The 24,690-nt window shown below is 70.6% G+C and carries 13 protein-coding genes, 1 tRNA gene, 1 other RNA gene and 3 pseudogenes; 4 read left to right on the forward strand and 14 right to left on the reverse strand.

What is annotated here, in order from left to right:
• Positions 1-64: 64 nt before the first annotated feature.
• From QUE79_RS18635 to QUE79_RS18660, 6 genes and pseudogenes are all read right to left on the reverse strand, one after another.
• Positions 65-1,119 (reverse strand): annotated as a pseudogene (locus tag QUE79_RS18635) (aspartate-semialdehyde dehydrogenase).
• A gap of 51 nt (positions 1,120-1,170) precedes the next feature.
• A pseudogene (locus QUE79_RS18640) lies at positions 1,171-2,435 on the reverse strand (aspartate kinase).
• A 155-nt stretch (positions 2,436-2,590) separates the two neighbouring features.
• Positions 2,591-2,902 (reverse strand): hypothetical protein, encoded by a 312-nt coding sequence (locus QUE79_RS18645; RefSeq protein ID WP_286344368.1) that lies wholly within the window; start codon positions 2,900-2,902, stop codon positions 2,591-2,593.
• Between the two features lie 8 nt (positions 2,903-2,910).
• Positions 2,911-3,555 carry a hypothetical protein gene (locus QUE79_RS18650; protein WP_286344369.1) on the reverse strand — a complete coding sequence of 215 codons (645 nt, stop codon included), beginning with the start codon at positions 3,553-3,555 and terminating at the stop codon, positions 2,911-2,913.
• A 147-nt stretch (positions 3,556-3,702) separates the two neighbouring features.
• Positions 3,703-4,301: pseudogene (gene recR / locus QUE79_RS18655) on the reverse strand (recombination mediator RecR).
• 2 nt (positions 4,302-4,303) lie between these two features.
• A complete protein-coding gene (locus QUE79_RS18660) occupies positions 4,304-6,778 on the reverse strand; it encodes a DNA polymerase III subunit gamma and tau (RefSeq protein ID WP_286344370.1) in 2,475 nt (824 codons plus the stop codon).
• A 200-nt stretch (positions 6,779-6,978) separates the two neighbouring features.
• Here QUE79_RS18660 and QUE79_RS18665 point away from each other — a divergent pair, with 200 nt between their 5' ends.
• Positions 6,979-7,635 (forward strand): SipW-dependent-type signal peptide-containing protein, encoded by a 657-nt coding sequence (locus QUE79_RS18665; protein ID WP_286344371.1) that lies wholly within the window; start codon positions 6,979-6,981, stop codon positions 7,633-7,635.
• Positions 7,636-7,807: 172 nt separating this feature from the next.
• On the opposite strand, the gene QUE79_RS18670 is transcribed toward QUE79_RS18665, so the two are convergent.
• Positions 7,808-8,236, reverse strand: a complete 429-nt coding sequence (locus QUE79_RS18670) for a hypothetical protein (protein ID WP_286344372.1) — start codon at positions 8,234-8,236, stop codon at positions 7,808-7,810.
• 372 nt (positions 8,237-8,608) lie between these two features.
• Here QUE79_RS18670 and QUE79_RS18675 point away from each other — a divergent pair, with 372 nt between their 5' ends.
• Positions 8,609-9,049 carry a hypothetical protein gene (locus QUE79_RS18675; RefSeq protein WP_286344373.1) on the forward strand — a complete coding sequence of 147 codons (441 nt, stop codon included), beginning with the start codon at positions 8,609-8,611 and terminating at the stop codon, positions 9,047-9,049.
• Between the two features lie 532 nt (positions 9,050-9,581).
• On the opposite strand, the gene QUE79_RS18680 is transcribed toward QUE79_RS18675, so the two are convergent.
• The 5 genes from QUE79_RS18680 to ffs all read right to left on the reverse strand — a co-directional run bounded on the left by QUE79_RS18680 (position 9,582) and on the right by ffs (position 19,693).
• Positions 9,582-11,363, reverse strand: coding sequence for a hypothetical protein (locus tag QUE79_RS18680; protein WP_286344374.1), 1,782 nt, complete (start codon positions 11,361-11,363; stop codon positions 9,582-9,584).
• Positions 11,360-14,944 (reverse strand): beta strand repeat-containing protein, encoded by a 3,585-nt coding sequence (locus QUE79_RS18685; RefSeq protein ID WP_286346770.1) that lies wholly within the window; start codon positions 14,942-14,944, stop codon positions 11,360-11,362. The genes QUE79_RS18680 and QUE79_RS18685 overlap by 4 nt, the downstream gene beginning before the upstream one ends.
• 1,652 nt (positions 14,945-16,596) lie before the next feature.
• Positions 16,597-18,603 carry a choice-of-anchor G family protein gene (locus QUE79_RS18690; protein WP_286344375.1) on the reverse strand — a complete coding sequence of 669 codons (2,007 nt, stop codon included), beginning with the start codon at positions 18,601-18,603 and terminating at the stop codon, positions 16,597-16,599.
• Positions 18,604-18,820: 217 nt separating this feature from the next.
• Positions 18,821-18,970 carry a hypothetical protein gene (locus QUE79_RS18695; protein ID WP_286344376.1) on the reverse strand — a complete coding sequence of 50 codons (150 nt, stop codon included), beginning with the start codon at positions 18,968-18,970 and terminating at the stop codon, positions 18,821-18,823.
• A 626-nt stretch (positions 18,971-19,596) separates the two neighbouring features.
• Positions 19,597-19,693: signal recognition particle sRNA small type (gene ffs / locus QUE79_RS18700), an RNA gene on the reverse strand.
• 74 nt (positions 19,694-19,767) lie between these two features.
• Here ffs and QUE79_RS18705 point away from each other — a divergent pair.
• The gene (locus QUE79_RS18705; RefSeq protein ID WP_286344377.1) at positions 19,768-20,445 is read left to right on the forward strand and encodes an SDR family oxidoreductase; all 678 of its coding nucleotides are present in this window, start codon (positions 19,768-19,770) and stop codon (positions 20,443-20,445) included.
• Positions 20,446-20,696: 251 nt separating this feature from the next.
• On the opposite strand, the gene QUE79_RS18710 is transcribed toward QUE79_RS18705, so the two are convergent.
• Together QUE79_RS18710 and pta are read right to left on the reverse strand one after the other, a co-directional pair.
• Positions 20,697-21,890 carry an acetate/propionate family kinase gene (locus tag QUE79_RS18710; RefSeq protein WP_286344378.1) on the reverse strand — a complete coding sequence of 398 codons (1,194 nt, stop codon included), beginning with the start codon at positions 21,888-21,890 and terminating at the stop codon, positions 20,697-20,699.
• Positions 21,887-24,061 (reverse strand): phosphate acetyltransferase, encoded by a 2,175-nt coding sequence (gene pta, locus QUE79_RS18715; protein WP_286344379.1) that lies wholly within the window; start codon positions 24,059-24,061, stop codon positions 21,887-21,889. Before pta ends, QUE79_RS18710 begins: the two co-directional genes overlap by 4 nt.
• A 127-nt stretch (positions 24,062-24,188) precedes the next feature.
• On the opposite strand from pta, the gene QUE79_RS18720 reads away from it, so the two are divergent.
• Positions 24,189-24,273 (forward strand) — tRNA-Ser (locus QUE79_RS18720).
• Positions 24,274-24,690 lie beyond the last annotated feature (417 nt).

A 24,690-nucleotide genomic window follows, 5' to 3' on the forward strand; every position in this document is an offset into this window, starting at 1 on the left:
GGTGCGCGTCGGTGCGCGGCCCACGCGGCCGCAGCCCTCGGCGCGCGGGTCGACGCGCGCGACGTCAGACGGTGGCGAGGCGCTTCTGCGCGACGATCTCGGCGATCTGCACGGCGTTCAGGGCAGCACCCTTGCGGAGGTTGTCGTTCGAGATGAACAGGGCGATACCGCGGTTGCCGGGAACCCCTCGTCTTGGCGGATGCGGCCCACGTAGCTCGGGTCGTTGCCGGCAGCCTTGAGCGGAGTCGGAACCTCGGTCAGGACGACGCCGGGAGCGTCGGCGAGCAGCTCCGCGGCTCGCGCGGCGGTCAGCTCGGACGAGAACTCGGCGTTGATCGACAGCGAGTGCCCGGTGAAGACCGGAACCCGAACACAGGTGCCGCTGACGAGGAGCCCGGGGCGTTCGAGGATCTTACGGCTCTCGTTGCGGAGCTTCTTCTCCTCGTCGGTCTCGCCCCACCCGTCGTCGACGAGGTTGCCGGCGAACGGGATGACGTCGAAGGCGATCGGCGCGACGTAGTTGACCGGGTCGGGGAAGGTGACGCTTGCTCCGTCGTGGACCAGTCCGAGGAGATCCTGCGACGCAGCAGCGACCGCCTGCGAGCGGAGCTCTTCTGCACCGGACAGACCGCTCCCCGAAACGGCCTGGTAGGTGCTGACGATGAGGCGCTCGAGCCCGGCTTCCGTGTCGAGCACCTTCAGCACGGGCATGGCGGCCATGGTGGTGCAGTTCGGGTTGGCGATGATGCCCTTGACGGCCTGGTCGATGGCGTGGGGGTTGACCTCGCTCACGACGAGCGGGACCTCGGGATCCATTCGCCAGGCGCTGGAGTTGTCGATCACGAGGACGCCGGCGGCGGCGAACGTCGGTGCGAGAGCGCGTGAACCGGTCGCCCCGGCGGAGAAGAGGGCGATGTCGAGACCGGCAGGATCAGCGGTCTCGCTGTTCTCGACGACGACCTCCTCCCCGCGGAAGGACAGCGTGGTGCCGGCCGAGCGGGCGGTCGCGAAGAAGCGGATCTCGGAGATCGGGAAGTCGCGTTCTTCGAGGAGACGGCGCATGACGGCACCGACCTGGCCCGTCGCGCCCACGACGCCTACGCGGAGTCCTTCAGCCATTTCGTGATCCTGCCTGTTCGTGTTCGTGTTCGAGTCGCGTGGGGGCCGCGGTCAGCGGCCGGTGCCGCCGTGGACGACGGCCAGCTGGTCGGCGTCGAGGCCGAACGCCGAGTGGACGACGCGCATCGCGTCGTTGAGGATGTCGGCGCGGGTGACGACGCTGATGCGGATCTCGCTGGTGGAGATCATCTCGATGTTGATGCCCGCCTCGAACAGCGCTGTGAAGAGCTTCGCCGTGACGCCCGCGTTGGTGCGCATGCCGGCACCGACCAGGGCCAGCTTGCCGATCTGGTCGTCGTAGAGCAGCTCGGAGAACTCGATCTCGTCACGCTCGGACTGCAGGGCCTGCATGACGACCCCGCCCTCGGACTTCGGCAGGGTGAACGAGATGTCGGTCAGGCTCGTAGCCGCCGCTGACACGTTCTGCACGATCATGTCGATGTTGGCACCGGTCTTGGCGACCGTGCGGAAGATCAGGGCGGCCTTGCCCGGCTTGTCGGGCACGCCGACGACCGTGATCTTGCCCTCGCTCAGATCGCCGGCGATGCCCGCGATGATCGGCTCTTCCACGTGTTCTCCTCTTTCGGGTTGACGACCAGTGTGCCCTCGTTGTTGTTGAACGAGGAGCGGACGTGCAGCGTGACGCCGTGGCGTCTGGCGTACTCGACGGCCCGGATGTACAGCACCTTCGACCCGGCCGCCGCGAGCTCGAGCATCTCTTCGCTCGTGATGCGGTCGAGCTTCTTCGCTCTGGGGACAACGCGCGGGTCGGCCGTGAAGATTCCGTCGACGTCGGTGTAGATCTCACAGACGTCGGCGCTGAGCGCCGCGGCGAGCGCGACGGCCGTCGTGTCGGAACCGCCGCGGCCGAGCGTGGTGATGTCGCCCGTGCTGCGGTTGAAGCCCTGGAAGCCCGCGACGATGGCGACGGCACCCTGGTCGAGCGCCTCGCGGACTCGGCCGGGCGTGACATCGACGATGCGCGCCTTGCCGTGCTGGGCGTCGGTGATCATGCCGGCCTGGCTGCCCGTGTACGAGCGCGCCTCGACGCCGAGGCCGCGGATCGCCATCGACAGGAGCGCCATGCTGATGCGCTCGCCCGCCGTGAGGAGCATGTCGAGCTCGCGTCCGCCCGGCATGGGGGTGACCTTGGCGGCGAGATCGAGGAGTTCGTCGGTCGTGTCGCCCATGGCGGAGACGGCGACGACGACCTCGTTGCCGGCTTTGCGCGTCTCGACGATGCGCTTGGCCACCCGCTTGATGCTTTCGGGGTCGGCAACGGATGATCCGCCGAATTTCTGCACGATCAAGGCCACGCGCGTTGCTCCCGGGGGTAGGGGCGGACTCGTCTCCGCCGTGCGGGCAATTCTATTGGACGTTTCCGGCGCGTTACGTGCCCCTCCTCGCCCGCAAACCGACTCGTATCGGTCGACGTCTCAGCGCCGCGTCGCGTTCCTTCGGCCGATGCGGCTCACTTTCTCGCCGCCGCTCGGAGAATCGACTCCAGCCGCCCCGTCTGCGCCAGATCGGACCACATCCACCGGGCGAAACCACGGACGTCGCGGTGCGCGCGCAGCCGATCCTCTCGTCGCCGTTCGTCGACGGCGGCTTCCCCGGGCGTGCGGCCGCGCACCATCTCGCCGCGCGAATACGGGACGTAGCCGTCGAACTCTCCCACGAGCCCGAACTCCGGCCACCAGAAGTCCACTTCGCCGATCGTGACGCCGTTCTCGAAGAAGGCTTGCTGGAGAACCGGCCGCGGCCAGCCGAGTTCGAGGAACATGACGCGGCTCAGCGACTCACCCGGTGAGCCGGAGCATCCGTCGGCGAACTCCCGAGCGCGCGCGACCTGTCGATGAGCCCGGACCGGCGAGCGTCGCTCGAGGGCCTCGTCGAATTCGTCGAGCTGCAGGACTGTCTTGGCCCGTGCACCGGAGTGCCCCTGCGCGGCACCGCAAGAGCGCTGTCGAGCGCCACGACGGCGTCGCGGAACGGCAGCGCCGAAGCAAGATCGACGGCGGTCCGGCCGGCACGCGTCACGGGCAGCCCGGCCACGTGGGCCGTGTCGTCGTCGGAGAGAGCGAACGCGTGCACCCGCGCCGTCGCGCCTCGGCGGCTGCGCAGAACGGAGGGATCCGTCACGTCGACGAGGTCGGACCCCGGAGACAGGCTCGCCCACCCGTGGAGGGCTGCCGCGGTCGAGTGCGAGAACGCGGCGGCGAGCCCCAGACGCGGAGCGGCCGCCCTCGCGCGGAGGAGGTGCCGCTCGCGCGCTTCGGCGCCACGCCAGACCTCGCTCGGGACGACGACGCCGGGCCGCGGGCCGGCGAGGTCGCCGCGCTCCGCCCGAGGTCGACGTGCCCGGTCGTGTCGACCCGCGCGCACCGAGTCGGACGCCCGGAGGAGGTGATCAGGGCCGGTCTCGAAAGGTTCCATGCCGACAGCGTGCCGATCGCGCGCCGGTCGCAGGGGGCCCCGACGCAATCTGTGGACAACGCATCAGCAAACCGACGACTACCGGACGACGTCACAGCGCCGCGACGCGTTGCTCTTGCCGAAACGCGTCAGGTCACCCGAGGCGGCCTACTCGCTGACGACGCGACGGCCCTCGAAGGCGCGGCCGAGGGTGACTTCGTCGGCGTATTCGAGGTCACCGCCGACGGGGAGACCGGAGGCGAGGCGCGTGACGCGGAGTCCGAACGGCGAGAGCATGCGCGAGAGGTAGGTCGCGGTGGCCTCGCCCTCGAGGTTGGGGTCGGTGGCGATGATGACCTCTTTGACGGTGTCGTCGGCGAGGCGCGTGACGAGCTGTCGAATGCGGAGGTCGTCGGGACCGATGCCGTCGATCGGGCTGATCGCGCCGCCGAGCACGTGGTACAGCCCCGGAACTCACGCGTGCGTTCGATCGCCTGCACGTCTTTGGCCTCTTCTACGACGCAGATGGTGGCCGGAGAGCGGCGCGGGTCGCGACAGATCGAGCACGTCTCCTCCTCGGTGACGTTTCCGCAGATGTCGCAGAACCGAACCTTCGTCTTGACGTCGATGAGGAGCTCGGCGAGACGGCTGGTGTCGAAGTTCTCGGACTGCAGGATGTGGAACGCGATGCGCTGGGCGGACTTCGGCCCGATGCCGGGGAGCCTGCCGAATTCGTCGATCAGATCTTGGACGATGCCTTCGTACACGGTCAGTCACTTCCGGTCGTCGGTGGGCCGGACTGCGGCGTGACCCGCGGCGCGATGGTCTCCTCGTGCATGAACTGTGCGTTGAGGATCTCGCGCACGACCGCCTCACCGTAGCGGGAGTTCTGCGGCACACTGCCACCGGCACGGGGTGGCGTGCGAGGCGCTGCCCGAGGCGCGACGGGCGTCGCCGCGGTCGTGGCTGCGGCCTCGGCGGTACCGGTCCCGACATCGGTGCCCGCCGGGGCGACCGGGGCCTTACCAGGAAGAGCGGAGGGCGCAGGATCGAGGTCGGCCTCGGGTACGCCGTCGGGCGGCTCTTCGGTGATGTACTCGGGCTCGTCGGGCTCGGGCGGTGCCGACTGGGGAATCGGCGCGACGTCCCAGCCGGTCGTGGGCGCGGCCGGCGCCGTCGAGCGAGCGGTCGTCGGGGACGACTGCTGGGCGGGCGGCCGGTCTGCCTGGCTCGGGGCCGCGGCAGGTGCGGCAGGTGCGGGCGAAGCCGCAGACACGGGCGAAGCGGCAGACGCCGGTGTGGGCGCCGGAGAGGCAGCGGGCGCGGGCGCGACGGCCGGAGACGCGGCAGCCTCGGTCGCGGAGTCGCGCGGAACCTCGGGGGTCGGCGAAGCCTCGGCGGAGGGTGACGGCGTGGGGCGGGTCGCGGCGGGAGCAGGCGCCGTCTCGGCCGATGGCGTCGGCGCGGTCGAGGTTGCCGAAGGCCCGGGGGCCGCACCGCCCTCTTCGGGACGCTCGACGCGCGCGATGTACTTCACGCGAATGCCGAGCAGCTGCTGGATCGCGCGTCGGAGGTGCTCGCTGACCCCCTCGCCGGAGCCGACCGGGCGCTTGAATGTTTCGACGTCGTTGTGGCTCGGAAAGCTGAGGGTCAGGACGTCGTCGTCGAAGGTGCGCACCGTGGCGGTCATGACGACCATCCAGGCCGAGAGCTTGTCGCGCTCGAGCACCTCGAGGATCTCGGGCCACGTGTCGCGCATCTGCTGAAGCGAGACGGGGCCTGCCGGCGCGGCCGGAGTGATTGTGTCGGGCGTCTGGGCCCACGCCGTGGAGTGCGCGGCGGCGGGCGGAGCGGGCTCCGGCGAACCGGCGGAAGCCGGTGCGCCGGCCGGTGCCGACGCGGAAGTCGCCGCGGGGGCGGCAGCGGCGGCAGCAGGCGCCTGAGCCGCCCAGGCGTCGGCGGCGGCGGCGGGCGAGGACGACGACGGAGGCACGGCGGGTTCTCTGGTGGCGGGCTGGTGCCGGGCGGCGGTGGAGTCAACCGAAGCGGCGACAGAAGCACTCGAGGCACCGGTGTCGCCCGCGACGCCGACACGACGCTCGAGGCGCTCGACGCGCGCCAAGGCCCCACGGCCCGACTCGTCGCTTTCGGGAACGAGCACCCGCGCGATCATGAGCTCGAGGTGGAGCCGAGGCGACGTCGCCCCGGTCATGTCGGTGAGGGCGCGGTTGACGACGTCGGCGGAGCGCGACAGCTCTGCCGCACCGAAGGCGTGCGCCTGGCGGACCAGGTGCTCGAGCTCTTCGGGGGTGATGCCGCGGAGAACGGCCGCGGCCCCCTCCGTCGTGGCGCCCACGACGATGAGGTCGCGCAGGCGCTCGAGAAGGTCTTCGACGAATCGGCGCGGATCTTGACCCGTTTGGATGACGCGATCGACCGCCGCGAAGGCCTCCGCGCCGTCGTGGTCGCCGAGAGCGTCGACGACCGCGTCGAGGAGCGAGGCGTGCGTGTAGCCGAGGAGCGCCACGGCTCGCTCGTACTCGATCTCACCGCCCTCGGACCCGGCCATCAACTGGTCGAGAAGCGAGAGCGTGTCGCGCACGGAACCGCCGCCGGCCCGGACGACGAGGGGCAGGACGCCCGGAGCCGCCCGGACGCCTTCCGTCTCGCAGAGCTGGCCGACGTAGTCGAGCATCTGGGCCGGCGGAACGAGGCGGAACGGGTAGTGGTGCGTGCGCGAGCGGATCGTGCCGATGACCTTGTCGGGCTCGGTCGTCGCGAAGATGAACTTGACGTGCTCCGGTGGCTCTTCGACGATCTTGAGCAGGGCGTTGAACCCCTGCGGCGTGACCATGTGAGCCTCGTCGAGGATGAAGATCTTGTAGCGATCGCGAGCGGGCGCGAAGATCGCGCGATCGCGGAGGTCTCGGGCGTCGTCGACGCCGTTGTGGCTGGCGGCGTCGATCTCGATGACGTCGAGCGACCCGGAACCGTCGCGCGAGAGCTCGACGCAGCTCGGGCAGACGCCGCACGGAGTGTCGGTCGGACCCTCGGCGCAGTTGAGGCAGCGAGCGAGAATTCGTGCGGAGGTCGTCTTACCGCAGCCCCGCGGGCCGCTGAAAAGGTAGGCGTGGTTGACGCGATTGGTGCGGAGGGCCGTGCGCAGCGGATCGGTCACCTGAGTCTGCCCGATGAGCTCGGCGAAGTTTTCGGGCCGGTAACGGCGATACAGAGCAGTGACCACATCCAAAGAGTAGTCGGAGCCGCCGACACTCCCGTTCTCCGAGGAGCCGACCGGTGGTCGATCCCGGCGCCGGATCCCCTTTACCGATCCGAACCGCTCGGAGTACTCTCAGGGCACACACCGGACGCGGCCAACCACCGTGCGGGCTCTCACCAGGCCCGCTCCCCCACCGGGCGTCCGGCCAAGGATCAGGAGAAGCGATGACCGCACCCTCGGCGTCCCACGACGCCACTGCAGCAACCTCGACGACACAGCCGCACGGAAGCTCCGGCCCTCGCCGGCCGAGACAGTCCCGATCGGGCAAGGTCCGCGCCGTCCTCGCCCTGGGCGCCGTCGTCGGTCTCGGCACCGTCGCCACGCTCGCCGCGTGGTCGGACACCGGGGCGGTGACCGGCAATTTCAGCACCGGCACGATCGACCTCAAGCTGAACGGCCAAGACGGCACCGCCGCACTGACGTCGCTGTCGATGGCCAACGCCACGCCCGGCACGACGATCTACGCGAACCTTCCCGTCCTCAACAACGGCACCGTGGCCTTCACCTACGGCTTCACGACCGCGTCGACGAACGGGAGCGACAGCCCGGCACTGAACGCGAACCTCACCTGGTCGATCGTGTCGCTGGGAACCGCGACGACCTGCAACGCGACCACGTTCGCGGCCGCGGCAGCCGTTCCCGCCACCAACATCTCCCCGACCGCGACGTTGAGCGCCGCCCCTGCGATCACCGGGCGCGCCCTGGCGGCCGGCGCCACCGAGAACCTCTGCTTCCAGGTCACGCTCCCCTCGAGCGCGCCGACCGGGGTCCAGGGCAAATCGACGGTCGCGACCGTCTCCTTCACGGCAACGTCCTCCTGAACCTTCGGCCTTCTTCCGGCCACTGCGGTCCCGGCCACGCCGGGACTAGCGGGTGGCGGCCCGACAGACTCCATTCGGGTGGAGCCTGCGACCGCCGCCCGCCTCTTCCCCGTCCGAGGTGGTGAACGATCGTGAGTCCGCGAACATCCGAAGCCGGACGAGCCAGCCGCGGCTATCGCGCCGCGGTCGTGATCCGCGAGATCGTGCTCTGGCTGGGTTCGGCCGTCGGCGTCACCTGCCTCGTCGTGGCGGCCGCAGCTCTCTTCTTCGGCGTCACGCCGCTCGTGTTCCGCTCCGGGTCGATGTCGCCCCAGATCCCGACCGGAGCCCTGGCGCTGGCCCGCACCACACCGGCCGCCGACCTCCACTCCGGCGACATCGTGAGTGTGATCCGCGCCGACGGCCAGCGTGTCACGCACCGGCTGGTCTCCGAGAAGCCCGCGGGCGACGGCCGGTTCTCCCTGATCGTCAAGGGCGACGCCAACGCCGAGGCCGACCCGGTTCCGGTCGTCACGCGCAGCGTCGATCGTGTCTTCTGGTCGACGGCGCGGCTCGGCTTCGTGCTGCAGGCGGCGTCGAAGCCGCAGGTGGTCCTTCCCATCGGCGCCCTCTTCGGGGTCCTGGCCGTGGTCGGGTTTCGCCCGCCACTCGACAAGCGACTGCTCCGCGACCGCCCCGACTCGACCCCGAAGACCCACGACGGCGGTGCCGATCACCCCGACCCGACCGATCACAGTGGGGACAACGGGCAGGATCACGCCGGCACGCGTCGCGAGAACGGTTCTCCGTCCGAGGGCGGTCCTCGTGCGACTGCTCGCCACCGCGCTACGGAGACCCCTCCTGGACCGCCGGCGCACTCACCTCGGCGTACGACGCCCGTCGTCTGGCGGCCGCTGCAGTCGGCCTCGACGCCGGTGCCGCGCCCGGGCCGTCCGGGCCGTCGGGGCCGTCAGCCCTCCCGCGTCCGTCGAGTGTGCGGGCCCGTGGCGGCGCCCTCGGCCTCGTCGCCCTGCTCCTCGTCGCCGAGTCCGCGACGGGCCTGCACACCACCGGCACCCTCGCCGCGTTCACCGACCCGGGCGGTGCCACCGGGACGTTCACGGCCGGTTCCGTGCCCCCTCCCGACACCTTCACCTGCTCGATCGTCAACGGGCAGATCCGTTTCGCCTGGACCGTTCCCGCCTCGACCTGGGCTCCGACGTCGTTCGTCATCACGAATACGAGCAACGGCACCACGACGGCGATCCCGTCAGGAGCGACGCGCACGGTCGACGTCGCTCCCCCACTGGTGTCTCTCGGGGGTCTGACGACCTTCGTCTACACGATCCGGTCGAATCTCGGTTCGACGTCGACGACGGCGAAGCAGACCCGCACGGTCACTGCCCTCCTCGGCATGCTGCCGACCTGCAGCTAGCGACGCTCGCCTGCGCCCTCCCGGAGAGACGAGGTCATGGCCGATCGGACGATCGACGCCGGCGTCGACGACGCAGCACCCGGATCAGTCCACCCGCAGCCAGACCGAGGCCGACCGCCGTCGGCACGGCGACCCGCGACCCCGTCGAGGCGAGCAACCCCGTGCTCGCCGCTGTGGTCCCGGCTCCGACGGCACCACCGCGCGATCCTGCGCCCCGGCCTCCGTCGCACCGCCGCCCACCCACGGCCCCGCCGTGCCGTCCGGGTCGAGCGACCCCTGCTCGATGCCGAAGGACGACGAGGTCAGCGGGCCGCCGCCCGGGCCCTCGAGCGCGAGGTGGGAATGATCCGTCCACGTGGCGGAGGTGCGAAGCAGCACGCCGGTCACGGCGACCGTGCCGGCGGCGAGAGGTGTCAGGCGAATCCGCCCTCGCGACCGTGCCCGCGTGCGTGTCTTCCGATCACCCTCTGGAAGTACTGGAGAACGGAGCGGCCCCTTCACACCCGAAAGGAAGGGACCGCTCCTGGTGGCGCTAGCGTTTCCCCGCCCTGATCCTGCTCAGACCCCGGGATGCACCCAACATCCCGAGTCCCAGTGCGAAGAGGCCTGCGCCCACGACCATCCAGGGAAGGACGGTCGAGCCTGTGAAGGCGAGCACTCCGCCGACGACCGAGGTCGGCGTCGTCGTGCTGCCCGTGCCTGCGGGGACGGCGATTCCCGTTCCGGTGCCGGTACCCGTGCCTGCGCCGGTACCCGTTCCGGTGCCGGTTCCCGTGCCTGCGCCGGTACCCGTTCCAGGTCCGGTGCCGGGGCCGGTTCCGCCGCCGTCACCGGGGTCGCCGGGGCCGGTTCCGCCGCCGCCCGGCGTGGTGGGGCCCTGGACGACGACGAAAGCCGTCGCGGCCGGACCCGAAGTGAATCCACTCACGGTCTCGGTGCCCACGAAGCTGTGGGTGCCGGGAACGAGTCCGGTGAACGTCAGCGTCCAATCGCCGTCGGCGTCGGCCGTGACCGTCTTGCTCGTGCCGCCGTCGAGTGTGATCGTCACGATCGCTCCCGGCTGGGCCGTCCCGGAGATCGGCACGCTGGAGCGGCCGTCGACCCCTGCGGTGAACGACGCCCCCGGGAGCGGCGAGACGACGGTGAGGGGTGCGACGTCCTGGATCGAGAAGGCGTTCTCCGGGGCGCTCGTGGTGACGCCGGCCACGGTCTGCGACGCGATGAAGGAATGCTCGCCCGCTGCGAGCGCCAGGTAGCGCACGCTCCAGGTCCCGTCGGGCAGCACGGTCGTCGTCAGGATTCGGACTCCGTCGAGATCGACCGAGATCAGGGCTCCCGGAGTTCCCACACCGGTGACGGTGACGTTCTCGGTTCCATCGCTGTTGACGTCGATGATCAACGCGCCCTCGGTGGGCGACGTGACGACGACCCCTCCGCCGGCCGGGACCGCCACGACCGCGAAGACGGTCGACACCGGCGCCGAGGTGGCCGTCCCGACGGTCTCCGTGGCACGCAGGGTGTGCGTGCCCTTCACGACCCCGTCGAGCAGGATGGTCCAGCTGCCGTCCGCCGCAGCGGTGGCGGTCTTGACGGCGCCCCCGTCGACCGACAGCTTCACCGCGGAGCCGGGCTCGGCCGTGCCGGTGACGATGACGTTCGTGACTCCGGCGACGCCACCGCCGAAGACCTGACCCGCTGTGGGCGACGTGATGACGACCGGGTCGGCCCGTGAACCGGTGATCTGGACCGCCGCCGAACCTGTGGTGGTCCCGCCCGTGGTCTGCGTCACCACGACCGTGCGCGGACCGTCGGGGACGGAGGTCACCGTCGTCGACCACGTGCCGTCGGTCGCGACGGTCGTCGTCCGCGAGATGCCCGCGCCGAGGTCGACCGTGATGGTGGATCCGGGCTGACCAGTTCCGGTGACCGGGACGTCGAAGGTGCCGTCACCGTCGACGTCGCGGATACTCTGCCCGGAAGCGGGGCTCGTGATGGTGAGCTGCGCCGCGGGATCGGCGGTCGTGGCCACCGTGAAGTCGGCACTCGTCGCCGGCTGCTTCGTGGTGCCCACCGTCTGGACGGCGGTCACCGTGTGGTCGCCAGCGCCGACGGCGGCGAACGTGATGGTCCAGGATCCCTGCGCGCTCACGGTCGCCGTCGTGGCGCCCGACCCGTCGAGAGTCACCGAGACCCGCGCACCGGGCTCACCGGTACCGCTCACGACGACCGGTGTGCTCGCACCGGAGGCGACCTGGTACTGCTGGCCCGCCTGGGGCGAGGTGATCACCGCGGAGGACGCGACGCGGACCGTCACGCCGGATTCGACGGGTGCGGTCGCACCGTCGGCGAGTGTCTGCGAGGCGGCGATCGTGTGATCCCCGGGGTGACTCCCGCGAAGCTGGTCGACCAGGTGCCGTCGCTGTCGGTGGTGACCTGCTTCGGCGTCCCGCCGTCGAGCACGATCGACACGACCGCTCCCGGCTGAGCGGAGCCGCTCACGGGAATCGTGGTCGTCGAGGTCGACGTCGGGACGGTGACCGTCGCGCCGTCGGCCGGCCTGGTCACGACCACCGGCTGGGCGACGACGATGCGGAGCGGCTGCGTGACGGCCGGTAGGATCGCGCCGTTCGAGGTCTCGACCACGGAGATCGTCCGGTCACCGGCCGGAACGTCGTCGGCCGTGACCGACCAGGTTCCGTCGGTGCCGACCGTGGCCGTGGCCGTGAGGCCGACGCCGAGGCTGACCGTGATGGCGGCGCCCTTCTGCCCCGTGCCCGACACCGTGACGTCTGCTGTCGCCGTCGAGTCGGAGACCGCGATCGGCGTGCCCGGCGTCGGTGCGGTGATGGTGGCGGGAGTGACGGTCGCCGCGGTGACCTGCACGGAGTCGGACCCGGTGACGTCGCCACCGGTGGTCTGCGTGACCACGATGGTCACGGACCCGACCGGGACGTCGCCCACCGTGGTCGACCACGTGCCGTCCTCACCGACGGTCGTCGTGCTGGAGGAGTCGGGGCCGGCGCTGACCGTGATGGTGGACTGCGGCTCGCCGGTTCCCGAAACCGGGATGTCGACGAGACCGTCCCCGTCGACGTCGGGGACGACCGCGCCGGCCGTGGGACTGCCGACGACCACCGGGTCGACCGGATTCGCCGTCTGGACGACCGAGAAGTCGACGGACACCGGAGCCTGGAGCACACCGTTCACCGACTGCGTGGCGACGAGCGCGTGACCGCCGGCCACGAGGCCGCTGAAGCTCGGCGTCGACCACGAGCCGTCGGCAGCGACGACGGCCGTGACAGTGCCGGCGGTGTCGCCGTCGAGGACCACCGAGACGGACGCTCCCGGGCTGCCCGTTCCCGAGACGGGAACGGACGCGGTCTGACCGGTGGCGACCTGCACGACCTGGCCGCTCTGCGGAGTCGTGATCGCTGCCGCCGGAGCGACCGCGACGACGAAGTCGGACTCGACGGCCGGCGTCAGGACGTCCGCCAGGAGCTCTCTGGCCGAGATGGTGTGGGAGCCGACCTCGACCCCCGCGAAGGCGGGAGTCGTCCAGGCGCCGGCCGCCGTCGACGTCACGACGACGGGCGTTCCGCCGTCGAGCGACACTCGCACCTCGGTGTTCGGCTCGGCAGAGCCGGAGGTGACCGAACGGGTTCCCGTCGGCAGGGCCACGGCCAGCTCCGAACCGTCGGCCGGGACGGCGATGGCGACGGGGGCGGCCACGCGCACCACGAGATCCTGCGTCACCGGCGACGTCGGGTGACCGTCCACGAGTTGCGTCACCGAGATCGTGTGATCGCCGACCGGCACGTTCTCGACGACCGTCGACCAGGCGCCGTCTTGGCCTGCCGTGGCGGCGGCCGTGAGATCGCCGCCGAGATCGACGGAGACGGAGGCGCCCGGCTGGGCGGTGCCCGCGATGGGGACGTCGGCGGTGCTGCCGGCGGTGGAGACGCCGACCGGGACTCCCGCGACGGGAGCCGAGAGGACGATCGGGTCTGCGGCCTTCACGACCACGTCCACCGCGACGGCGGTCGGCGAGGTCGTCCCGTTGACGGTCTCTTTCACGGAGATGGTCTGCGGACCGGTCGGGACGCTCTCGAGCGTCAGGCTGTAGTTGCCGTCCGCATCGGCGGTTCCGCTGGCGGCGATGCCGCCGCCGAGCTGGCCGGTGACCGTCGCGCCGGGCTCTGCCGTGCCGGTGACCGTGACGGAGGTCGTCGACGTGTCTCGAGCGACGACGTAGGTGGCGCCGGTGGACGGGGAGTCGATGGTCACGGCGTCGGCGAGGACGACGTTGAAAGATCTGGCCACGGGAACGGAGGTCGTGGCGTCCACGGTCTGCGTGGCACGCAGCACGTACGAACCCGGCCCGACGTCCGTGAGAGTCGTCGACCAGTTGCCGCTGGCATCCGCCGTAGTGGTGCCGGCCGCTGCGCCGTTCAGGGTCAGGGTGAGTTCGGCACCCGGTTGCGACGTGCCCGAAGCCGGGATGTCGGTTCGCGACGTCGTGTCGGCGACAGGCACGTTCTCGTTCGCGGCGGGCGCCGCGATGGTCACGGGCGCTCCGGGAGCCACTTTGACGGCTGCCGTGACCGGCAGCGACGTCGTGGCCCCGACCGTCTGGACGACCGAGACCGTCTGGTCTCCGACCGGCACGCCTGCCACCGTCGTCGACCAGGTGCCGTCGGCCAGAACCGTCGCCGGAGCGGTCCGGCCCCCGACGGAGACCACGATGTCGGCCCCGGGCTGCCCGTTTCCGGACACGGGCAGGGTCGCGAGCGCGTCGCCGTCGGCGACCGTCACGCGGCTGCCGTCGACGGGGGCGACGATGACCACGGGAGCACCGGCCACGATCGAGAAGGCCGACGTGACGGGAGCGGACGTGGTGCCGTCGACGGTCTGGGTGGCGGCGATCGTGTACGTCCCGACCGGGAGGCCGGTCAGAGGGATCGACCAGGCTCCCGCCCCGGTCGCGGTGGCCGTGCCGGTGTGCCCGTCGCCGAGGTCGATGGCGATGTCCGCTCCGGCTGCGGCATGGCCGCTGACGGTCACGTCGGAGGTGGCCGCCGGACCGGCCACGACGGTCGTCGAGTCGTCCGCCGGAGCCGTGATGGTGACCGGATCGGCCGCGCTGATCGTGATGGTGCGGTCGATCGGGCCCGCGGTCGACCCGTTGAGCGTCTCGGTGGACCTGATCGTGTGCGAGCCCACTCCGATCGCGGGGAAGGAGGTCGACCAGGTCCCATTGAGGGCGACCTGGACCGTCTTCGTCGCGGTGCCGAGGGTCACCTGGACCGTTGCGAAGGGCTCGCCTTCGCCGCTCACGGGAATCGACTGCGTGCCCGAGGCGTCTGCGACGAGGATCGTCGATCCGTCGATCGGGGCCTGGACGGCGAAACCGGTGCCGGCGGCCGCGACGACGAAGGAGCGGGTGGCGGGGGCCGAGGTGCTGCCGCCGAACGTCTGCGTCACCGAGGCGGTGTACGTGTCGGGCAGAAGGTCGGTGGCCGTGACCGACCAGGTGCCGTCGGATCCTGCCACGGCGGTCTTCGTCCCCGCGGCGCCGAGGTCGACTGTCACCGTCGCACCGGGCTGAGCAGAGCCGGAGATGCCGACGGAGACGGGAGACGTGTCGCTCGCCACCGTGACGGTGGTGCCGACCGCGGGCGCCGTGACGACGACCGGGTCGCCGGCCTTGATGCTGAAGGTCGTGGGCGTTGCGGCCTCGGACCCGGTCCCGGCAACGGTCTGCGTGGCGTCGACCGTGTACGTCGCCGTGGGCAGATTCAGGAAGTCGACGTGCCAGGTGCCGTCGGCGGCCGCCGCCGTGGTCTCGGTGAGTCCGTCACCGAGGTCGACCAGGACGGATGCGCCGCCTGTCGCCATTCCCGAGATGGTCGTCGTCTGCCGCGTGGCTCCGTCGTCGGCGACGAGGTAGGACGTGCCGTCGGCCGGGGCCTGGATGACGATTGCTCCGCCGGACACCACGGTGAACGGCTGGGTGACCGGATCGGACGTGCCGCCGTTGACGGTCTGGCTCGCGCTCAGCGAGTGGGGGCCGACTCCGACACCGGGAATGCTGACCGCCCACGCACCCGTGGCGGACGCCCTGGTCGTCGCATCGAGGCCGAGGCCCAGGGACACGGTGACCGAGGCACCGGGCTGAGCGGTCCCCGAGACGGCGACGGTCGCGGTGCCGTCGTCGCCGAAGACGGTGACCGTGGCATTGGTGGCGGGGCTCTGGATGACGAGCGGGAGCGCGGCGGACACCGTGACCTGCTGCGTGACCGGTGGCGACACGGTCCCGCCGACGGTCTCGGTGACGTTGATGTCACGGGTGCCGACCGGAACGTCCGTGACCGGGACCGACCAGGCACCGGTGTCGTCGGCGGTCGTCGTCGCGGCGAGGCCGTCGCCCAGATCGACCGCGATGTCCGCGTTGGGTTGGGACGTTCCCGACACGGTGACCGTGGCCGAGGCGTTCTCATCCGCTGCGACCACGTCGACGCCCGGAGTCGGCGCCGTGACGACGACCGGCGCACCCGCGACGATCGAGTACGGCCGCGACACGGGAACGGACGTCGTTCCGCCGACGGTCTGCGCGGCCGTGATCGTGAAGTCGCCGACGGGGATCCCGGCGAACGTGTGCGACCAGCCGCCGGTGACGGCGTCGGCTTCGGCTTCGGCTTGGTGGCTTCCGTCGAGAGAGACGGCCACCGAGGCGCCGGGTTCAGCCGTTCCGGTCACCGTCACGGGGGTCACCGACGTGGGGTCGGCCACGGTGCGCGTCGCGCCGGCCCCCGGCGCCGTGATCACGACGTCGGCGCCTGCGACGACGGAGAACGCCCGGGTCTGAGTCGGCGATGACGTGCCGGCGACCGTCTGGGTCGCGCTGGCCGTATAGCCGGCCACACCGACGTTGGCGAAGGTCGCGTTCCAGGCACCGGAGTCGGCGTCGGCCGTGACGGTCTTCGAGACGCCGGGGGCGAGCTGCACGGTGACCGTCGCTCCGCGCTCGGCCGTACCGGACACGGTCACCGGCGTGGTCGCCAAGGGACCGGCCACTCGGATCCGGGCTCCGGCCGCCGGAGCCTGGATGACCAGCGGGGCCGAGGCCGCAACGGTCAGCGACCGGGTGATCGCGGTCGACGTGGTGCCGCCGACGCTCTGGGTGACGGAGACGGTGTAGTCGCCGACTGCCACGCCGGCCACCGGGATGCTGTAGCTGCCGTCACCGGCGGCCGTCGCCGTGCCGTTCAGACCCGAACCGAGATCGGCGGTGACCCCGGCGCCCGGCTGGGCGGTGCCGGTGACGGTGACCGTCGTCGTCGAGTCGTCACCGGGTACGACGACCCGGGTGCCGTCGGTCGGAGTGATCACCGTGAGCGGAGCTCCGGCCACCACCGAGAAGGGTCGTGCAACGGCCGCCGAGACGACTCCGCCGGACGTCTGAGTGGCGCTCACCGTGTAGCTGCCGACTCCGACGCCGACGACCTGGGTGGTCCAGTTTCCGGAGGAGTCGGCCGTGGCGGAACCGGTCAGGTCGGACCCCAGGTCGAGCGCGATGGCAGCCCCGGGGGTCGCGGTCCCGGCGATGGTGATGGGAGTGGTCGACGACGAGGACACGACCGTGAAGGTGCGTCCCGCGGTGGGCGACGTGATCGTGAGGGGCTGCTGTGCCACGACGCTGAACGGCCGGGTGACCGCCGCCGAGGTGACCCCGCCGAACCTCTGGGTGGCGGTCGCGGTGACGGAGCCCACCCCGACTCCGGCGATCGTCGTGGCCCAGTTCCCGTCCGTTCCGACCGTCGCCGTACCGGTGCGGCCCGAACCGAGGTCGACCGCGACGGCGGCGCCGGGCTCCCCGAGCCGGTGACGGTGACGGACCTGGTGGAGGACGACGTGGCGACGGTGAACTGCTGATTCGCCGTGGGCGTCGCGATCACGAGCGGAGCAACCGTCGTCGCGTTGACGGTCGACGTGGCCAGGTTCACTGTCGCCGCATCGAGCAGCGGGAGGATGCTGAGCTGAAGGGCATGGACGGACTTCGAGCCGGCGTCCGTGCCGCGCGCGTCCTGGAATCCTGCCGAATCCTGCGCGTTGACGGTCACGGACACGAGCTGGTTCAGGATGCCGGTCAGGGCGCCGAGCGTGGCATTCACCGGCGTCGTGACCGCCGCGAGGGTGGCCGTGACGCCGTTGACGGTCGGCGAGAACACTCCGGCGAGGAGCGGGGCGAGGGTGTTGTCGATGACGGGCTGCAGAAGCGGGTTGAGGATGGCGCTGCTGACGCTCAGACCACCGAGGAAGAGCGGGGTGATGGTTGCGGAGATGGTCAGAGGCGCGCGACCGGTCGGCTTCAGGAGATTGCCGAGCGTCGTCGCGATGTCGACCTTGAGGGTGGCGACGTTGCCGCCGAGGAGCGAGACCTTGGCGGTCAGGGTGGCGTTGATCGTCGCGGCGCCGATCGCGGCGACCACGGCCGTGTTGAGAGCGGCGGGGAGCTGTGTGACGAGAATGTCCTGGATCGCGCCGGTGACGATGCTCTGAAGCGCTGCGGTCGACAGCAGCTTCGTGTTGGCGGGTTGCCCGTTGAGTGCCTGGAGGGTGTTGAGATCGATGACGATCTTGCCCGTGGAGGGGTTGATCGTCACGGGCCCCGACGTGTAGGTCTGCGCCAGGATCGGCGCGGTGACGGCCGACAGGTTCAGCCCGCTGATGCTCGCGGTCAGGCTCGTTCCGTTGAGGCTCAGGACCCCGAGACCGAGGGTGTTGATGGCGCTGGTGAGACCACCGGTGGTGCCGGTCACGACACCGTTCAGGGCACCCGTGTTCGACGTCAGGTTGTTGAGATCGGAGCCGACCTGATTCACCGTGGTCTGCAGGGACGTGTTGAGGGCGCCGACGGCAGGGCTCGTGACGGTGAAGTCAGCGCTGGCGATTCCGTAGGAGGACGTCGTCGACACGGTGGCACCGCGCGTGGCGGTGATCTGGGATGCGAGGGCGCCGATGTCGAGCTGTGCAGCGCTGGCGACTGCTGCGGTGGCGCCGACGCGGCTGAGCAGCGGCGTCAGGTTGAGGGACGAGGCATTGCCGGGAGTGCCCGAGCCGACGGCGATGCTGCCGTCGGAGCCGACGACACCCGCGGAGGCCGTGGACTTCGTGGCAGAGCTGTTCGCGTACTGGCCGGCGACGCCGAGGGTCAGGAGACCGTTGTTGCCGAGCAACCGCACACCGTTGCCGAGGTTGACGCCCAGAGCGTTCACCGCGGTGAGATCAAGAGGATTCGCGACGACACCCATGCTGCCGCCGGCGGTGGAAGCCGAGTACGCACTGCCGAGTTGAGCGACGGTGTCGAGGTCGACGATGCCCGAACCCGAGAGCAGCGATCCCTCTGCCTCGCTCACGTCGCCGGTCGCGGCCTGCGCGGGCACGATGGCCGAAGCGGCGATGACCGCGCCCACGACGGTGGCGGCGCCGAACTTCAGCAGCAGGTGGCGCCCGAGAAACGAAGCGGTTGTGGTCCTGATCCTCTGGCGGTGCATGAGGTGCCTCTTTCTGACGGGCGGTGCCCGTCACTGATCCGAAAGAACCTCCGGTGGTGGGTCGGAGGGTGACGCTCGGCCGAGCTGGTGAGGCTCGGCCGGGAGGTGCGAAATGCAGGGTGCTCGCAGCTCGGCCCGGCTGGTGAGGCCGGCGGCTGAGGCTTGCGTGCCGAGCTGGTGAGACTCGACGGCGGTGCGTGGTGCGGGGAGGGTGCAGCTACGCGACTGGCGCGTCGTGCGGATGCTCCCCGCGGCCGTCGGTCGTGGGCGACGACGGGAGTGCGGGACGCGCGGTGGTGAGGCGCGCATCCCGCAGGTCTTGCGGGGTCGTGTTGGTCGGCGCCTGATCCGCCGATCGCTGAGGCACGACCTCTAGGGTCTGTGCGGCGCGCCTCGGGCCGAGCGGCGCGCACGAGTGCGCTGCGAAGAGATGAGCCTGATCCTGATCTGCGACGTCACGGTCGCGTTCCTTTCCCGAGGGGAAGACCGACACCGTGGTGAGGGGCGCCGGTTCGTACTGCCGTCATCATAGGCAGAAACCGGGCCCGCGTATCCAGTGTTATTCCGTGTTTGTACCCCCAATACGAGTGCCGTCCTCCTTGTGGAGGACTCGCCGCTCTCTGCTCGCACGCCCCGCTCTCGCGCCTGTGCTGCGCCGCCGCTGCCGGCCCTCCCTCGCCCCGCCGATCGCGCAGCTTCCCGCCCCGCCGATCCCGCAGCTTCCCGCCCCGCCGATCGCGAAGCGATCCGGCCACAGACACGGCGAAGCCGGGCCGACGCGGTCGTCCGCCCCCGCAGACGACAAAGACCCCCACGCACCCGCCCCGCCGATCGCGCAGCGATCCGGCCACAGACACGGCGAAGCCGGGCCGACGCGGTCGTCCGCCCCTGCAGACGACAAAGACCCCTCACGCACCCGCCCCGCCGATCGCGAAGCGATCCGGCCACAGACACGGCGAAGCCGGGCCGACGCGGTCGTCCGCCCCCGCAGACGACAAAGACCCCCCACGCACCCGCCAGAGCCCGGTTACCCTTGCTGCATTTCTGCCCTGGGGGAGTTGGCCTGGGTGGCGCCACGTGGGGAGCCGTCGTCTACTTTAGCCGGTTTTCCGTGGTGGTTTCGACACCCATGACGCGTGCAGGACGACGCGATTGGATGTGTCCATGAGAATCGTCATCGCCGGTGGCCACGGCCAGATCGCCCTGCTCCTCGAACGCCTTCTGTCGGATGCCGGCCACGACCCGGTCGGCATCGTCCGGAATCCCGATCAGGTGAGAGATCTTGAGCAGGTGGGCGCGCGCGCCCTGGTTCTCGACCTCGAGCACACCGATGTCGCTGCTCTTGCCGGTCATCTCGACGGAGCTGACGCCGTGGTGTTCGCTGCGGGTGGCGGGGGCTCGAGCGGGGCGGAACGGAAGCTCACGATCGACCGTGACGGCGCGATCCTGCTGGCGGATGCTGCCGAGCGGGCGGGTGTTTCGCGTTATGTGATGGTCTCGGCGATGCACACCGATGAGTTCGACGCGGCACGGGCCGAGCTTCCGGCGGCTGACGATGATGTCTTCCAGGTCTATCTTCGGGCGAAGAGCGAGGCGGACGCCGACGTGCGGGCGAGGGATGCTCTCGACTGGACCATCGTCCGGCCGGGTGCCCTGACCGATGACGCGCCGACGGGCCTGGTCGCTGTTGGTGCGCGGCTCGAGGGCGGCAGCATCCCGCGCGCCGATGTCGCTGCGATCGTCGCCACTGCCCTCACCGAGGGTGTCGCTGTGAAGACGCAGTTCGAGGTGGTCTCGGGTGAGCTGGAGATCAGCGACGCTTTGACGGCCATCCGCTACTAGCCCCGCCCCGCCCCGCCAGAAATCGAAGGGGATTTTCGCGCTGCGCAGCTGCTCATGCGGATCGGAGGGCCGTCGCGTGAAAATCCCCTTCGATTTCGGGACGGCGGGCAGGCGACGGGACGGCGGGCAGGCGACGGGAGGGCGGGCGGGCAGGCGGGCAGGCGAGGGGACGGCGGGCAGGCGAGCAGCCGGGCAGGCGTGCGAGCCGGAGAACGGGCAGGAGACGCGAGGCGGCGAGAAGGGCCCGGCAGTCAGACCAGCGCGGCGGCCTGGCGCGCGATCTCGAGCTCTTCGTCGGTCGGGACGACCAGGACCGCTACCGGCGCGCCGTCGCGCGAGATGTAGCGCGCCTCGCGGGAGGCGAGTTCGTTGCGGTCGTCGTCGATGGTGATGCCCAGGAACTCGAGCCCGAGCAGCGTGCGTCTGCGAAGCAGGGCGTTGTTCTCCCCCACGCCGGCCGTGAAGACGACCGCGTCGAGGCCGCCGAGCTGCGCGACGTACGCGCCGACGTAGTGCCGGATCCGGTGCCGATAGACCGCGAGCGCCGCTTCGGCGACCTCGTCGCCCTTGGATGCGGCATCCTGCACGTCGCGCATGTCGCCGTTGCCGGTGAGGCCGAGAAGGCCGCTGTTCTTGTTGAGCATCGTCTCGAGCTCGTCGAACGAGAGCCCGGCCTCGCGGTGGAGATGGAAGACGACAGCAGGATCGACGTCGCCCGACCTCGTCCCCATCACGAGGCCTTCGAGTGGCGTGAGGCCCATCGAGGTCTCGATGCTGCGGCCGCCTTCGATCGCGGTGGCGGAGGCGCCGTTGCCGATGTGCAGCACGATCATCTTGAGTTCGGCGAGCGGCTTGCCCAGGAAGTCGGCGGCCGCTGAGGAGACGTACTTGTGCGACGTGCCGTGGAACCCGTACCGGCGCACCTGGTGCTTCTTCGCCAGGTCGTCGTCGATGGCGTAGGTGTAGGCCGCCGGGGCCAGGGTCTGGTGGAAGGCCGTGTCGAAGACGGCGACCTGCGGGGCGTCCGGGAAGGCCTTGCGTGCGGCCCTGATGCCCTGGAGGTTCGCCGGGTTGTGCAGCGGCGCCAGGGCCGACAGCTTGTCGATGGCGCGCTCGACGGCGTCGGTCACGACGGTCGCGCGGTCGAATTCCGAGCCGCCGTGGACCACCCTGTGACCCACCGCGATCAGCGGGTGCTCGTCGAACGAGGGCCCGTGCTCGTCGAACGCCGTGAGCATCGCCGCGAACCCGGCCGCGTGATCCGGAATCGGTGTGGAATCGTTCGAGGTCTCGTCGCCGGTGAGCGCGTTCTTGTGCTTCGTCGATCCTGTCTCCTCGCCGATGCGCTCCACGAGTCCGGACGCGAGCGTCTTCTCGCCCTCCAGCTCGATCAGCTGGTACTTGAACGACGACGAACCGGAATTGACGACGAGGACTGCGCTCACAGGGATGCTCCTTCGGAGGGGGTGCCCGTCTCCGGGGTGACGGCCGCGGGCGAGCCGGTTGCGTCGGTCGCGGGCTCGATCCCGGCCTGGATGGCTGTGATCGCAACGGTGTTGACGATGTCGCTGACGAGGGCGCCGCGCGAAAGGTCGTTGATGGGCTTGCGAAGACCCTGCAGGATCGGCCCGATCGCGACGGCTCCGGCACTCCGTTGAACGGCTTTGTAGGTGTTGTTGCCCGTGTTGAGGTCGGGGAAGATGAAGACGGTGGCTCGACCGGCCACCTCGGAGTCGGGCATCTTGGCGGCGGCCACGGTGGGGTCGGCGGCGGCGTCGTACTGGATCGGCCCCTCGACGAGGAGGTCGGGGCGGCGCTCTCGGACCAGGGCGGTTGCCTCGCGGACCTTCTCGACGTCGGCGCCGGAGCCGGAGGTTCCCGTCGAGTAGCTGAGCATCGCGATCCTGGGCTCGATTCCGAACTGCTGAGCCGTCTGGGCCGACGAGATCGCGATGTCGGCCAGCTGCTCGGCCGTCGGGTCGGGGATCACGGCGCAGTCGCCGTAGACGAGCACGCGGTCGGCGAGCGCCATCAGGAACACGCTCGAGACGACACCGACGCCCGGCGACGTCTTGATGACCTCGAACGAGGGCCGGATCGTGTGCGCCGTCGTGTGCTTCGCACCGGAGACCATGCCGTCGGCCAGACCGAGCTTGACCATCATGGTGCCGAAGTACGACACGTCGGTGACGGTGTCCATCGCCATCTCGATGGTGGTGCCCTTGTGGGCGCGGAGCTTCGCGTACTCCGTCGCGAACCGCACCTGGAGATCGTGGTCGTTCGGGTCGAGGACGGCTGCGTCGCTCAGATCGAGCCCCAGCTCGGCGCCCCGGCCGCGAACGCTCGCCTCGTTGCCGAGCAGCGTCAAGCGAGCGACACCCCGCTGCAACAGCGACGAGGCGGCGCGCAGGATCCTGTCGTCGTCGCCCTCGGGCAGCACGATGTGCTTCTGGATGCTTCGAGCCCGATCGAGCAGCTGGTACTCGAACATCAGCGGGGTCACCACCGACGACGGGCTCACCTGCAGCAGTCGCAGGAGCTCCGAGCCGTCGACCGACTTCTCGAACAGCGACAGGGCCAGGTCGTACTTGCGCGACGACTCGGCCGCGAGGCGGCCCCGGGTCTGCGTGATCGTGAGCGCCGTGTCGTACGTGCCGAGTTCGGACCACAGGATCGGCAGGGCGCTCCCGAGTCCACCGATCAAACGGACCACCTGGGGCGCGAGATCGAATCCGCCGTTCAGGACGATGCCCGACAACGAGGGGAAGGTGTCGGAGGCGTGGGCGAGGACCGTGGCGACCAGGACGTCGGAGCGATCGCCCGGGACGACCACCACCGCACCCTCCGTGAGGCGAGGAAGGACATTCTCCATCGACATGGCCGCGACGACGACGCCGACGGCCTCGCGATCGAGCAGAGCCTCGTCGCCGCGCAGCAACTTCGCGTGGGTGGCCTCCATCACCGCGCGGAGCGTCGGCGAGACGAGCACGCGGTCTTCGGGAATCGCCCACACCGGGACACGGCCGCCGACGGACGCATCGAGCGCCTCGCCGATGCCGGAGACGACCTCGCCGAGGAGCTCGGGCTCGACACGGTTGGCCACGACCGCCACGAGACCCGCGTGCTCGGTGCGCAGCTCGGTGGTCGTGAGCTCGGCGACCTGCCGCATGTCGGCTCCGGTACGCGGTCGGGCACCGTCAGCCGTGCGGCCGCCGAGGACCAGCAGGACCGGCGCGCCGAGATTGGCTGCGATCCGCGCATTGAACGACAGCTCCGTCGGGCTGCCCACGTCGGTGTAGTCGGACCCGACGATGACGACGGCGTCGCATTGGCGCTCGACCGCGGCGAACCGACCGACGATCGTGGCGAGAGCGGCATCCGGATCGGCGTGCACGTCGTCGTACGTGACGCCGATGCAGTCGTCGTAGGCCAGGTCGACACCGTCGTGAGCAAGCAGGAGCTGCAGCACGTAATCGGGTTCGCTCGTCGAGCGCGCAACCGGACGGAAGACACCGACACGGCCGAGCTCATGACTGAGCGTGTCGAGCACCCCGAGAGCGATCGTGGACTTCCCGGTGTGGCCCTCGGCGGACGTGATGTAGATGCGTGTCGACACGCTGACAACTGTATGACCGCAAGCTCCGAGACGCCTGCGGTTGTCCTTACATGCTCGGTTCGTCATGCGGGCCGCGACCCGCTAGAGTTCTCTAGGTCGAACGCCGCCCCTCGGGGAGACGATCACTGGAGAATTCGCCTAGTGGCCTATGGCGCACGCTTGGAAAGCGTGTTGGGTTTACGCCCTCGGGGGTTCGAATCCCCCATTCTCCGCTCGACATGGGTTGGCCCTGTTCGGTTGCTGACGCAACCGAGCAGGGCCATTTCTCGCCGTGCCTGTTCGGGTCGCTTCGCTCCGTGGCAGGAGGTCGACGACAGGGGCTTGGCACGCCGCGATTCGGCGACGACGGGGTGGGGCGGCGCTTCGCGCGCCCTGGGACGCCGGACGGACGGACGGGCGGCGCTTCGCGCGCCCTGGGACGCCGGCGGGGTGGGGCGGCGCTTCGCGCGCCCTAGGAGGGACGGACGGGCGGCGCTTCGCGCGCCCAGGGAGGGACCAACGGGCGGCGCTTCGCGCGCCCAGGGAGGGACGGACGGGCGGCGCTTCGCGCGCCCGGGGACAGGACAGGACAGGACAGGACAGGACAGGACAGGACAGGACAGGACAGGGCGGGGAAGGGGCCGCGTAGG

Source organism: Frondihabitans sucicola (assembly GCF_030296615.1).
GTDB classification, from domain to species: Bacteria; Actinomycetota; Actinomycetes; order Actinomycetales; family Microbacteriaceae; genus Frondihabitans; species Frondihabitans sucicola.